The organism is Rhodothermales bacterium, assembly GCA_039944855.1.
GTDB lineage: Bacteria > Bacteroidota > Rhodothermia > Rhodothermales > JANQRZ01 > JBBSMX01.
The window spans coordinates 188,859-199,343 of record JBDUXZ010000002.1 but is presented as its reverse complement, the minus strand read 5'-3'; the positions used below and the strand labels follow the sequence as shown (position 1 = coordinate 199,343).

The window sequence follows — 10,485 nt, the reverse complement described above, 5'->3', positions numbered from 1 at the left end:
CATGGCAAAGGAAACGTTTCAGCGCACGAAGCCGCACGTGAACGTCGGCACGATCGGCCACGTCGACCACGGGAAGACCACGCTCACGGCGGCGATCACGTCGGTGCTCTCGCTGAAGTCCGGCGGCGAGGCGCGGTCCTTCGACTCCATCGACAACGCGCCCGAGGAGCGCGAGCGGGGGATCACCATCGCGACGGCCCACGTGGAGTACGAGACCGACGAGCGGCACTACGCCCACGTCGACTGCCCCGGCCACGCCGACTACGTGAAGAACATGGTGACGGGCGCGGCGCAGATGGACGGGGCGATCCTCGTCGTGGCCGCCACCGACGGGCCCATGCCGCAGACGCGCGAGCACATCCTCCTCGCCCGCCAGGTCGGCGTGCCCTACATCGTCGTGTTCATGAACAAGGTCGACCTCGTCGACGACGAGGAGCTCCTCGAGCTCGTCGAGATGGAGGTGCGCGAGCTCCTCTCCGACTACGAGTTCCCCGGCGACGACCTCCCCGTGATCCAGGGCTCCGCGCTCGGCGCCTTGAACGGCGACCCCAAGGGCGTCGAGTCGGTGGAGAAGCTCATGGAGGCCGTCGACCACTACATCCCGACGCCGGAGCGGGCGGTGGACCGGCCGTTCCTCATGCCGGTCGAGGACGTGTTCTCGATCACGGGGCGCGGGACGGTGGCGACCGGCCGCGTCGAGCGCGGGGTGATCAAGGTGGGCGAGCCGGTGGAGATCATCGGGATGCAGGAGCAGAAGCTCACGAGCACGGTGACGGGGGTGGAGATGTTCAGGAAGCTCTTGGACCAGGCGCAGGCGGGCGACAACGCGGGCGTGCTGCTCCGTGGGATCGAGAAGGAGGCGATCGAGCGGGGGATGGTGATCATCAAGCCCGGTAGCGTGACGCCGCACGCCGAGTTCGAGTGCGAGGTGTACGTGCTCTCGAAGGAGGAGGGGGGCCGCCACACGCCGTTCTTCAAGGGGTACCGGCCGCAGTTCTACTTCCGCACGACGGACGTGACGGGGGACATCGAGCTGCCGGAGGGGGTGGAGATGGTGATGCCGGGGGACAACACGCAGTTCAAGGTGAAGCTCATCGTGCCGGTGGCGATGGAGCAGGGGCTGCGGTTCGCGATCCGCGAGGGGGGTCGGACGGTCGGCGCCGGCGTCGTCACCAACATCCTCGATTAACAGTATTTGACCGCCGTGGGGGCGGGCAGCCGCGAGGCCGACCCGCCCCCACGCTTTGAGACAAGCCACATGGCTAGCCAAAAGATCCGCATCAAGCTCAAGTCGTACGACCACTCGCTGGTCGACAAGAGCGCCGAAAAGATCATTCGCACCGTTAAGCAGACGGGTGCCGTCGTCAGCGGGCCGATCCCGCTCCCGACGAAGAAGGCGATCTATACGGTGCTCCGAAGCCCGCACGTGGACAAGAAGAGCCGTGAGCAGTTCGAGCACCGCTCCCACAAGCGGCTGATCGACATCCTCTCGACCTCGTCGAAGACCGTGGACGCGCTGATGAAGCTCGAGCTTCCCAGCGGCGTCGACGTCGAAATCAAAGTGTGACCTCGGGTCACCACCTACGATGAACCGAATTACTCCCATTCTCTTGCTGCTCGTCCTCGGGCTCGCCACCGCGTTCGTCGGCTGCGACTCCACGGACGAACGTGCGGACGACGAGCGCATCGTCGGCTCGTGGACGGCCTCGCAGGCCAGCGTCGACGTAAACACGCCGCTGGGCACCGTGGGTGTCCCCGTCCTCAACGCGAACAGCACGGGAAGCGTTACGATCGATTTCGACGCGGACGGCACATTCTCTTTCCGCGTCGTCGGTCCTATCACTGCGGACTTCTTCGGGCAGACGGTCGACATCCTCGAAGACGGCGTGGACGAGACGACCTCCGGCACCTACAGCGTCCAGAGCGGCGACCAGATCCGCTTCGGCGTGGACGGCACGTTCGACTCGGCAGCCAACGTCGACTACGACTTCAGCGGCGACGACGCGTTCGACCTCTCGGTGGAGAACACCGAAGAAGGGCGCGCGACCCTAGGCTTCCTGCTCGGCGATTCTGTGCCGCAGGAAGTGCTCGACGCCGTCCGTGGCGGCTCCATCACGTTCCGCCGCGATTCTTAATTCCCATTCACGCTTAACTTAATCGGAGCGATTACAATGAGCGGACTCCTCGGCCGAAAGATCGGCATGACGAGCGTGTTCGACGACAACGGCAACAACGTCGTCTGCACCGTTATCGAGACCGGACCCTGCGTCGTCACGCAGATCAAGACCGCAGACACTGACGGCTATTCGGCCGTGCAGATGGGCTTCGGCGACAAGACAGAGAAGAGCACCACGAGCGCCCTCAAGGGCCACTTCGGGGCGGCCAACACCTCGCCGAAGCGGCGGGTCACCGAGTTCCGGGATTACGCCGGCATCGGCGACCTCTCCCTCGGCGATGAGATCACCGTCGGCGACGTGTTCGCCGAAGGCGACAAGATCCACGTGGTCGGCACGTCGAAGGGCAAAGGCTTCCAGGGCGTCGTGAAGCGCCACGGCTTCGGTGGCGTCGGCGATGCCACGCACGGCCAGCACAACCGCCAGCGCGCGCCGGGCTCGATCGGCCAGGCCTCGGACCCGAGCCGCGTGTTCAAGGGGACCAAAATGGCCGGCCGCACCGGCGGCGACCGCGTGACGGTGAAGAACCTCCGCGTCGTCCGCATCTTCGCCGACAAGAACCTCCTCCTCGTCAAGGGCGCCGTGCCCGGCCCGAAGAAGAGCTTCGTCGAGATCCGCAAAGCCTAAGCGAACGCTTTAAGAGAGACCCACGATGAACCTACCCGTTTATACCCGCGAAGGCAGCGACGCCGGCCGCACGGTCGAGCTCGACGAGAGCGTGTTCGGCATCGAGCCGAACGACCACGCGATCTGGCTCGACGTCCGCGCCGCGCAGGCCCACGCCCGTCAGGGCACGCACAAGACGAAAGGCCGCAGCGAAGTCCGCGGCTCCACCCGCAAGCTCTACCGGCAGAAAGGCACGGGCAACGCCCGCGTCGGCGACGTCAAGAGCCCGACCCGTGTCGGCGGCGGTATCGTCTTCGGCCCGCGCCCGCACACGTATAGCGTCGGCGTCAACCGCAAGACGAAGCAGCTCGCGCGCCGCAGCGCCCTGACGTATAAGGCACAGCAAGACGGCCTCCGTGTCGTCGAGGACTTCGGGATGGACGCGCCGAAGACGCGCGACCTCGCCGGCCTCCTCAAGAGCCACGAGCTCGCCGGCCGGAAGGTGCTCTTCCTCACCGAAGCGCACGACGACGTCCTCTACCGCTCCGGTCGCAACATCCCCAAGCTGACCGTTCTCCCCGCCACCGGCGCCTCGACGCTCGACCTGATGAGCGCGCAGGTGATCCTGCTGCAGGAGGGGGCGCTCGCTGCGCTCTCCGCCGCGCTCGGGAAGAACGCCACGACCGAGGCTGCGGCCCCGGCCGCCGAGTAACCTAGACTTTTAGCCGAGCCCGATCATGGCCCGCTCTATCCTCATCGAGCCCATCGTCACCGAGAAAATGACCCGTCTGATGGAAGACGGGCGGCACTACGCCTTCAAGGTGGCGAAGGACGCGAACAAGATCCAGATCCGCAAAGCGATCGAAGAACGCTACCCCGACATCGACGTCAAGAGCGTTCGGACGATGATCGTACGCGGTAAGCGCCGCCGGCAGTTCACGAAGCGCGGCCTCATGGAAGGGCGCAAGCCCTCCTACAAAAAGGCGATCATCACGCTCAAGAGCGGCGAGATCGACTTCTTCGAAAGCATCTAAGCAATCGGGCGCAAAGCCTCTCGCTTCGGCGAGGGGCACGTATGCCCAAACCCACGAACCCATGGCTATTCGCAAACTCAAGCCGGTGACTCCGGGGCAGCGTCAGCGCTCCGTCTCCGCCTTCGAGACGATTACCAAGTCCGAGCCGGAGAAGAGCCTGCTCGCCCCCATCAAGCGGAAGGGCGGCCGGAACAACAACGGCCGGATCACCACCCGCCACCAGGGCGGCGGTCACAAGCGGCGCTACCGGATCATCGACTTCAAGCGCAACAAGGACGGGATCCCCGCCAAGGTTGCGTCCATCGAGTACGATCCGAACCGGACGGCGCGCATCGCCCTCTTGGCCTACGCCGACGGCGAGAAGCGCTACATCATCGCCCCCGACAAGCTCACCGTCGGCATGACGGTGATGAACGGGGAAGGCGCAGCGCCGGAGACGGGCAATTGCCTCCCGCTGAGCAAGATTCCGCTCGGCACGACGGTCCACGCCATCGAGATGAAGCCGGGTAAGGGCGCGCAGATGGCCCGTAGCGCCGGCACGAACGCGCAGCTCCAGGCGCGCGAAGGCAAGTACGCCACGCTCAAGCTCCCCTCGGGCGAAGTCCGCATGGTGCCGATTGAGTGTCGCGCCACGATCGGCGTGACCTCGAACCCCGACCACATGAACCTCGAGTGGGGCAAGGCCGGCCGGAAGCGCTGGCTCGGCGTCCGCCCGAAGACACGTGGCGTCGCCATGAACCCGGTCGATCACCCGATGGGTGGTGGCGAGGGCAAGGCGTCCGGCGGTCACCCGCAGAGCCCGACCGGGGTGCCGGCCAAGGGGTACAAGACCCGGAAGAAGGCCAAGGCCTCCAACAAGTTCATCGTCCGCCGCCGCAAGCAGAAAAAATAGTCGCTACGGCTAGCAGCCTGCTGCTAGCCCCTAGCCAGAAGCCTACCCAACATGGCACGTTCGCTCAAGAAAGGCCCTTACGTCTACTACAAGCTCCAGCGCAAGGTGGACACGATGAACGAGAGCAGCCGGAAGAAGGTCATCAAGACCTGGAGCCGCTCCTCGATGATCACGCCGGAGTTCGTCGGCCACACATTCGCCGTGCACAACGGCAAGCAGTTCATCCCGGTGTACGTCACCGAGAACATGGTCGGCCACAAGCTCGGCGAGTTCTCGGCTACGCGGACGTTCCGCGGCCACGCCGGCACGAAGGTAGACAAGCGTCGCAAATAATTCGGTTATGAGTTAGGGGCTTGGGGTTCTGTGTGAACCTCCAACCCACGACCTCCAACCTAGAACCTCCCCATGGAAGCCAGAGCAAAACTGCGGTTCATCCGCTCCTCGCCCCGCAAGATGCGCATCGTCGCGGACCAGGTCCGTGGCAAAGCCGTCACGGAGGCCCTCAACATGCTGCACTTTCTGCCCCAGAAGGCGGCGGCCCCGATCGAGAAGACGATCCAGTCGGCCGTGCACAACCTGCTGGACCAGGCGGAGGACGAGCGCGTGGACGAGGAGACGCTCGTCGTGAGCGAGATCTTCGTGGACGAGGCGCCGGTGTTCAAGCGGTTCCAGCCCGTCTCGCGTGGGCGTGCCCACCGCATCAAGAAGCGCAACAGCCACCTCACCGTCGTCGTCGCCTCGCGCGCCGACGAAGCGGTCGAGGCGTAACCTGCCGCCCCTTTTAAAGAGCTAGAAGAGAGGATACTGTTTTGGGTCAGAAGACCAACCCCATCGGCTTTCGCCTTGGTGTCATCCGCGGCTGGGACTCCAACTGGTACACGGACGGCTCCTACGCCGACAAGCTCGTCGAAGACGAGGAGATCCGCCGCTACCTCGACGCCCGCCTCAAGCGCGCCGGCCTCAGCCGCGTGATTATCGAGCGGACGCCGAAGCGGGTGATCCTGACGCTGCACACGAGCCGGCCCGGCGTCGTGATCGGCCGCGGCGGGACCGAGGTGGAGAAGCTGCGCGAGGAGCTCAAGCAGCTCACCGACAAGGACATCCAGATCAACATCAACGAGATCAAGCGGCCCGAGGTCGACGCCTCGCTTGTCGCGCAGAACATCGCGCAGCAGCTCGAAGGCCGCGTCTCGTTCCGCCGCGCGATGAAGCAGTCGCTCTCCGCCGCGATGCGGATGGGCGCCGAAGGCATCCGCATCAAGGTCTCGGGCCGCCTCGGCGGCGCCGAGATGAGCCGGACCGAGCAGTACCTCGAAGGCCGCGTCCCGCTCCACACGATCCGCGCCGACATCGACTACGCCGAAGCGACGGCGTTCACGATCCAGGGCACGACGGGTGTGAAGGTGTGGATTTACCGGGGCGAGATCCTCGGCAAGCCGGACCTCAGCCCGAATGTGCAGGCCCAGCGCCAGCAGCAGATGTCCGCCCCTCCGCCGGAGCGCCGCCGTCGCGGCCGTGGCGATAGTGAGGGTGGCAGCGGCGGTGGTCGCGGTGGCCGAGGCGGCCGCGGTGGCCGCAGCGAAGGCGGTCGGAACGAAGGCGGTGGCGGCGAGAGCGGCGGTGGCCGCCGGCCCCGTCGGCGCTAAGCTCCCACTTCGCAGCTGCACCCATTCCAGACGATAGAAACGACTAAAACGACCCCATTGCTATGTTGATGCCCAAGCGCACCAAGTATCGGAAGATGCAGAAAGGGCGCGTCAAAGGGACCGCGCAGCGCGGCGCCCGGATCAACTTCGGCGACTTCGCCATCAAGACGCTCGAGCCGGGCTGGATCACCAGCCGCCAGATCGAGGCGTCCCGTATCGCGATCACGCGCAAGATCAAGCGTACCGGTAAGGTGTGGATCCGCATCTTCCCGGACAAGCCGATCACGAAGAAGCCTGCCGAAACCCGCATGGGTAAGGGCAAGGGCTCGCCGGAGTACTTCGTCGCCGTCGTGAAGCCGGGCCGCGTGCTCTTCGAACTCGCCGGCGTGTCCGAAGAACTGGCCCGCGAGGCCATGGCGCTGGCGCAGTACAAGCTGCCCGTGAAGACGAAGTTCGTCATCCGTCCGGACTACGTCGCCCCCGTCGTCGCCCGCAAAGCGTAACCCTTCGGCGGCGCCCTGTGTCCCCGAACCCCGATCCCGAACCCATGAAAGCCAAAGAAGTCCGCGAGCTCTCCGCCGAGGAGATCCAGCAGCGCATCCGAGACGAGGAGCGCGACCTGGACACCCTCACGTTCCAGCACGCGATCGCCAACCTCGAAGACCCGCTCGTGCTCCGGCGCAAGCGGCGCGAGGTGGCCCGCCTCAAGACCATCCTCAAGCAGAAAGAGAGCGCTGAAGCCTAGCCCTCTGCTCGCCCCGCACAGCGCGATTTGCTAACCCGTAGTTGGTGAGGTGTCGGCTCACCAAGCGATCCTGACAGAAGAGCATGGAACCCAACACCGAAGCACAGACCCCCGCCGAAGCGGGCCGCAACGCCCGCAAGGAGCGCGTCGGCCTCGTCGTCTCGGACAAGATGGACAAGACGATCACCGTCGCCATCGAACGCCAGGTCAAGCACCCGATCTACGGCAAGTTCATCAAGCAGACGACCAAGCTCATGGCCCACGACGAAACCAACGACGCCGGCGCCGGCGACACCGTCCGCATCATGGAGATGCGGCCGATGAGCAAGCACAAGCGCTGGCGGCTCGTCGAGATCATCGAGCGCGCCAAGTAATCCACCGCACGCGAACCTCGTAACACGTACTTCCCATGATTCAGCAAGAGTCCAGACTCGCGGTCGCGGATAACTCCGGCGCCAAAGAAGTGCTCTGCATCCGCGTCCTCGGTGGCAGTGGCCGTCGCTACGCCCGCATCGGCGACAAGATCGTCGTCTCGGTCAAGAGCGCGGTCCCCGGTGGCGGCGTCAAGAAGGGGCAGGTCTCCCGCGCCGTCGTCGTCCGCACGAAGAAGGAGTTCCGCCGCAAGGACGGCTCCTACATCCGCTTCGACGAGAACGCCGCCGTCCTCCTCAACGACGCCGACGAGCCCCGCGGCACGCGCATCTTCGGCCCCGTGGCCCGCGAGCTGCGTGAGCGCCAGTTCATGCGCATCGTCTCCCTCGCCCCCGAGGTGCTCTAACACCGTTGCCGCCTCCGTAGTGCCGCCCCGCCGGGGCAATGCTACCGCGCACGACGACCAGCAAACGCTATGCGAAAGAAGAACACTCAGAAGAAGCTCCACGTCAAGAAGGGCGACACCGTCGCGCTGACGAAAGCGATCACGGGCGTGCAGCCCCGCGAGAAGGGCTACACCGGCCGCGTGCTCAAGGTCTATCCCAAGACCGACCGCGTCGTGGTGGAGGGCGTCAACATCCGCATCCGCCACACGAAGCCGAACCAGGCCAACCCGCAGGGCGGCCGGATCGAGCGCGAGATGCCCGTCCACCTCTCGAACGTGATGCCCGTCGACGCCGACGGCAACCCGACGCGCGTCGGCCGCAAGCGGATCGAGGACCCGGAGACGGGTAAAGGCCGCTGGGTCCGCGTCGCTAAGACCACGGGCGAGGAGTTGGACCGCTAGCGTCCTGCGATCTCCCCACAACGTTCAGAAACACCGCACGCCGCCCCCTGTTTTCACCGTCTGCCCCGGCCACATCCGAGGCGCTCCGACGAACGAAGAATCCCATGGAAGAGCAGTACGTCCCCCGCCTGAAGCAGCGCTACCAAGACGAAGTGATCGCGTCGCTGACCAAAGAGTTTGGCTACGACAACGTCATGCAGGTCCCGCGCCTGATCAAGATCTCCGTCAACAAGGGGGTCGGCGAGGCCTCGCAGACGAAGAAGGTCCTCGACGACGCCGTTGAGGAACTCCGCACGATCACGGGCCAGCAGCCCGTCACCCGCCGTGCTCGCAAGAGCATCTCGAACTTCAAGCTCCGCGAGGGCATGCCCGTCGGCGTGAGCGTGACGCTTCGGGACGCGCGGATGTGGGAGTTCATGGACCGCCTCATCACGCTCGCCCTCCCCGCCGTGCGCGACTTCCGCGGCATCCCGGACCGCTCGTTCGACGGTCGGGGCAACTACACGCTCGGCGTGAAGGAGCAGATCATCTTCCCGGAGATCAACATCGACGAAGTCGACTCGGTCAGCGGCCTCGACGTCACGTTCGTGACGACGGCCGACACGGACGCCGAAGCCTACGCGCTCCTCAAGGCACTCGGGATGCCGTTCATCCGCCGCGAGAAAGAAGAGGCGGAAGCCGCCTAAGACTGTGCGAGCGCGGCGTGCCGCGCTCCTACCCTGAATCAACTACGAGTTATGGCTAAGAAAAGCTGGATCGCCCGCGAAACGAAGCGCCGCAAGATGGTGGCGAAGTACGCCGAACGGCGTCGGAAGCTGAAGGCGGCCGGGGACTACGAAGGGTTGCAGCGGCTGCCGCGCAACGCGAGCCCCGTCCGGCTCAACAACCGCTGCGCCATGACGGGCCGCTCGCGCGGGTACCTCCGCAAGTTCGGCGTGTCGCGCATCGTGTTCCGCGAGATGGCGCTTGCCGGCAAGATCCCCGGTGTTAAAAAGGCGAGCTGGTGACCCCTCCGGGTCCCTCCCGTCCCTCTATTTCCTCTAGCGGCTAAGTGCGAGCGTCCCCCGGACGAAGCAAACTGGCCGAAGACAGCAACTACGCATGAGCGGTATCACCGACCCCGTCGCCGACTACCTCGCGCGGCTCCGCAACGCCCAGAAAGCGCGGCACCCCTACACCGACATCCCCGCCTCCAAAGTGAAGCGCGCGATGACGCAGATCCTCATGGACAAGGGGTACGTCAAGAACTACCTCAACGTCGACGACGGCAACCAGGGGTTCCTCCGCGTCTACCTCAAGTACCAGCGCGGCGGCCAGCCCGTCATCCAGTCCCTCAAGCGGATCTCGAAGCCTGGCCTCCGTAAGTACGTCGGGGCGGATGACCTGCCGCGCGTACGCAACGGGCTCGGCGTCGCCATCATCTCGACCTCGCGGGGCGTGATGACCGATAAGGAAGCACGCCGCGCCGGCATCGGCGGCGAAGTCCTCGCTGAAGTTTTTTAGCCCTCGCTGCACGCGCCGCCCGGTCGGGTGGGCGCTGCGGTTTATGGACTACTGACACACGAAAGAACTATGTCTCGAATTGGAAAACAGCCGATCCCGGTCGCCAAAGGGGTCACCGTCAGCGTCGCGGGCAACAACGTCGTCACGGCGAAGGGCCCAAAGGGCGAACTCCACGTCCCCATCGATCCCGATCTCACGATCCGCGTCGAGGGCGACGAGGTGATCGTCGAGCGGCCGACGGAGCAGCAGCGCCACCGCGCGATGCACGGCCTCTACCGCTCGCTCATCGACAACGCCGTCGTCGGGGTCTCCGAAGGCTATAAGAAGCAGCTCGAGCTGATCGGCGTCGGCTACCGTGCCGAAGTGACGAACGGCGTGCTCGAACTCGCCCTCGGCTTCTCGCACCCGATCTTCTTCCTCCCGCCGGACGGCATCACGATCACGGCCGAGACCGTCCGTGGCCGGAACCCCCTCATCACGATCGAGGGGATCGACAAGCAGATGGTCGGGCAGGTGGCCGCTAAGATCCGCGGGCTCCGTCCGCCGGAGCCCTACAAGGGCAAGGGCGTCCGCTACGTCGGCGAGTACGTCCGCCGGAAGGCAGGCAAGACCGCGGCTCGATAACTTTACGGGGCCTGGCCCCATTCTCAGTAGGGCGAGCGGGTC

At 65.5% G+C, this 10,485-nt stretch carries 19 protein-coding genes; all 19 read left to right on the top strand.

The window, feature by feature from the left end:
- Window position 1 precedes the first annotated feature (1 nt).
- The 19 genes from tuf to rplF all read left to right on the top strand — a co-directional run bounded on the left by tuf (window position 2) and on the right by rplF (window position 10,443).
- Window positions 2-1,189, top strand: a complete 1,188-nt coding sequence (gene tuf / locus ABJF88_01270) for an elongation factor Tu (protein MEP0545540.1) — start codon at window positions 2-4, stop codon at window positions 1,187-1,189.
- Between the two features lie 69 nt (window positions 1,190-1,258).
- Window positions 1,259-1,567 carry a 30S ribosomal protein S10 gene (gene rpsJ, locus ABJF88_01265; protein MEP0545539.1) on the top strand — a complete coding sequence of 103 codons (309 nt, stop codon included), beginning with the start codon at window positions 1,259-1,261 and terminating at the stop codon, window positions 1,565-1,567.
- Window positions 1,568-1,586: 19 nt separating this feature from the next.
- Window positions 1,587-2,135, top strand: a complete 549-nt coding sequence (locus tag ABJF88_01260) for a hypothetical protein (GenBank protein ID MEP0545538.1) — start codon at window positions 1,587-1,589, stop codon at window positions 2,133-2,135.
- Between the two features lie 36 nt (window positions 2,136-2,171).
- Window positions 2,172-2,801, top strand: a complete 630-nt coding sequence (rplC, locus tag ABJF88_01255) for a 50S ribosomal protein L3 (GenBank protein MEP0545537.1) — start codon at window positions 2,172-2,174, stop codon at window positions 2,799-2,801.
- Window positions 2,802-2,826: 25 nt separating this feature from the next.
- Window positions 2,827-3,492 carry a 50S ribosomal protein L4 gene (gene rplD, locus ABJF88_01250; protein ID MEP0545536.1) on the top strand — a complete coding sequence of 222 codons (666 nt, stop codon included), beginning with the start codon at window positions 2,827-2,829 and terminating at the stop codon, window positions 3,490-3,492.
- A 25-nt stretch (window positions 3,493-3,517) separates the two neighbouring features.
- Complete coding sequence (gene rplW / locus ABJF88_01245) at window positions 3,518-3,814, top strand: 50S ribosomal protein L23 (protein MEP0545535.1); 297 nt, start codon at window positions 3,518-3,520, stop codon at window positions 3,812-3,814.
- A 61-nt stretch (window positions 3,815-3,875) separates the two neighbouring features.
- Window positions 3,876-4,706, top strand: a complete 831-nt coding sequence (rplB, locus tag ABJF88_01240) for a 50S ribosomal protein L2 (protein ID MEP0545534.1) — start codon at window positions 3,876-3,878, stop codon at window positions 4,704-4,706.
- 51 nt (window positions 4,707-4,757) lie between these two features.
- Window positions 4,758-5,039, top strand: coding sequence for a 30S ribosomal protein S19 (rpsS, locus tag ABJF88_01235; GenBank protein ID MEP0545533.1), 282 nt, complete (start codon window positions 4,758-4,760; stop codon window positions 5,037-5,039).
- Window positions 5,040-5,111: 72 nt separating this feature from the next.
- A complete protein-coding gene (gene rplV, locus ABJF88_01230) occupies window positions 5,112-5,474 on the top strand; it encodes a 50S ribosomal protein L22 (protein MEP0545532.1) in 363 nt (120 codons plus the stop codon).
- 41 nt (window positions 5,475-5,515) lie between these two features.
- Window positions 5,516-6,352 carry a 30S ribosomal protein S3 gene (gene rpsC / locus ABJF88_01225; GenBank protein MEP0545531.1) on the top strand — a complete coding sequence of 279 codons (837 nt, stop codon included), beginning with the start codon at window positions 5,516-5,518 and terminating at the stop codon, window positions 6,350-6,352.
- Between the two features lie 62 nt (window positions 6,353-6,414).
- Window positions 6,415-6,855, top strand: a complete 441-nt coding sequence (gene rplP, locus ABJF88_01220; protein ID MEP0545530.1) for a 50S ribosomal protein L16 — start codon at window positions 6,415-6,417, stop codon at window positions 6,853-6,855.
- Between the two features lie 44 nt (window positions 6,856-6,899).
- Window positions 6,900-7,097 carry a 50S ribosomal protein L29 gene (gene rpmC / locus ABJF88_01215; protein MEP0545529.1) on the top strand — a complete coding sequence of 66 codons (198 nt, stop codon included), beginning with the start codon at window positions 6,900-6,902 and terminating at the stop codon, window positions 7,095-7,097.
- A gap of 83 nt (window positions 7,098-7,180) precedes the next feature.
- Window positions 7,181-7,471, top strand: coding sequence for a 30S ribosomal protein S17 (gene rpsQ, locus ABJF88_01210; protein ID MEP0545528.1), 291 nt, complete (start codon window positions 7,181-7,183; stop codon window positions 7,469-7,471).
- A gap of 35 nt (window positions 7,472-7,506) precedes the next feature.
- A complete protein-coding gene (gene rplN, locus ABJF88_01205; GenBank protein ID MEP0545527.1) occupies window positions 7,507-7,875 on the top strand; it encodes a 50S ribosomal protein L14 in 369 nt (122 codons plus the stop codon).
- Window positions 7,876-7,944: 69 nt separating this feature from the next.
- On the top strand, window positions 7,945-8,316 hold the full coding sequence (gene rplX, locus ABJF88_01200) for a 50S ribosomal protein L24 (protein MEP0545526.1): 372 nt from the start codon (window positions 7,945-7,947) through the stop codon (window positions 8,314-8,316).
- 104 nt (window positions 8,317-8,420) lie between these two features.
- A complete protein-coding gene (rplE, locus tag ABJF88_01195; protein MEP0545525.1) occupies window positions 8,421-9,002 on the top strand; it encodes a 50S ribosomal protein L5 in 582 nt (193 codons plus the stop codon).
- A gap of 51 nt (window positions 9,003-9,053) precedes the next feature.
- Window positions 9,054-9,323, top strand: coding sequence for a 30S ribosomal protein S14 (gene rpsN, locus ABJF88_01190; GenBank protein MEP0545524.1), 270 nt, complete (start codon window positions 9,054-9,056; stop codon window positions 9,321-9,323).
- A gap of 94 nt (window positions 9,324-9,417) precedes the next feature.
- Window positions 9,418-9,819: a 30S ribosomal protein S8 gene (gene rpsH, locus ABJF88_01185; protein MEP0545523.1), complete on the top strand. Its 402-nt coding sequence runs from the start codon at window positions 9,418-9,420 to the stop codon at window positions 9,817-9,819.
- 69 nt (window positions 9,820-9,888) lie between these two features.
- Window positions 9,889-10,443: a 50S ribosomal protein L6 gene (gene rplF, locus ABJF88_01180; protein ID MEP0545522.1), complete on the top strand. Its 555-nt coding sequence runs from the start codon at window positions 9,889-9,891 to the stop codon at window positions 10,441-10,443.
- Window positions 10,444-10,485: the final 42 nt, after the last annotated feature.

Excerpts from the sequence above, each read along its gene's own strand:
- tuf (MEP0545540.1), top strand. The coding sequence starts at position 2 with ATGGCAAAGGAAACGTTTCAGCGCACGAAGCCGCACGTGAACGTCGGC.
- rpsJ (MEP0545539.1), top strand. The coding sequence starts at position 1,259 with ATGGCTAGCCAAAAGATCCGCATCAAGCTCAAGTCGTACGACCACTCG.
- ABJF88_01260 (MEP0545538.1), top strand. The coding sequence starts at position 1,587 with ATGAACCGAATTACTCCCATTCTCTTGCTGCTCGTCCTCGGGCTCGCC.
- rplC (MEP0545537.1), top strand. The coding sequence starts at position 2,172 with ATGAGCGGACTCCTCGGCCGAAAGATCGGCATGACGAGCGTGTTCGAC.
- rplD (MEP0545536.1), top strand. The coding sequence starts at position 2,827 with ATGAACCTACCCGTTTATACCCGCGAAGGCAGCGACGCCGGCCGCACG.
- rplW (MEP0545535.1), top strand. The coding sequence starts at position 3,518 with ATGGCCCGCTCTATCCTCATCGAGCCCATCGTCACCGAGAAAATGACC.
- rplB (MEP0545534.1), top strand. The coding sequence starts at position 3,876 with ATGGCTATTCGCAAACTCAAGCCGGTGACTCCGGGGCAGCGTCAGCGC.
- rpsS (MEP0545533.1), top strand. The coding sequence starts at position 4,758 with ATGGCACGTTCGCTCAAGAAAGGCCCTTACGTCTACTACAAGCTCCAG.
- rplV (MEP0545532.1), top strand. The coding sequence starts at position 5,112 with ATGGAAGCCAGAGCAAAACTGCGGTTCATCCGCTCCTCGCCCCGCAAG.
- rplP (MEP0545530.1), top strand. The coding sequence starts at position 6,415 with ATGTTGATGCCCAAGCGCACCAAGTATCGGAAGATGCAGAAAGGGCGC.
- rpmC (MEP0545529.1), top strand. The coding sequence starts at position 6,900 with ATGAAAGCCAAAGAAGTCCGCGAGCTCTCCGCCGAGGAGATCCAGCAG.
- rpsQ (MEP0545528.1), top strand. The coding sequence starts at position 7,181 with ATGGAACCCAACACCGAAGCACAGACCCCCGCCGAAGCGGGCCGCAAC.
- rplN (MEP0545527.1), top strand. The coding sequence starts at position 7,507 with ATGATTCAGCAAGAGTCCAGACTCGCGGTCGCGGATAACTCCGGCGCC.
- rplX (MEP0545526.1), top strand. The coding sequence starts at position 7,945 with ATGCGAAAGAAGAACACTCAGAAGAAGCTCCACGTCAAGAAGGGCGAC.
- rplE (MEP0545525.1), top strand. The coding sequence starts at position 8,421 with ATGGAAGAGCAGTACGTCCCCCGCCTGAAGCAGCGCTACCAAGACGAA.
- rpsN (MEP0545524.1), top strand. The coding sequence starts at position 9,054 with ATGGCTAAGAAAAGCTGGATCGCCCGCGAAACGAAGCGCCGCAAGATG.
- rpsH (MEP0545523.1), top strand. The coding sequence starts at position 9,418 with ATGAGCGGTATCACCGACCCCGTCGCCGACTACCTCGCGCGGCTCCGC.
- rplF (MEP0545522.1), top strand. The coding sequence starts at position 9,889 with ATGTCTCGAATTGGAAAACAGCCGATCCCGGTCGCCAAAGGGGTCACC.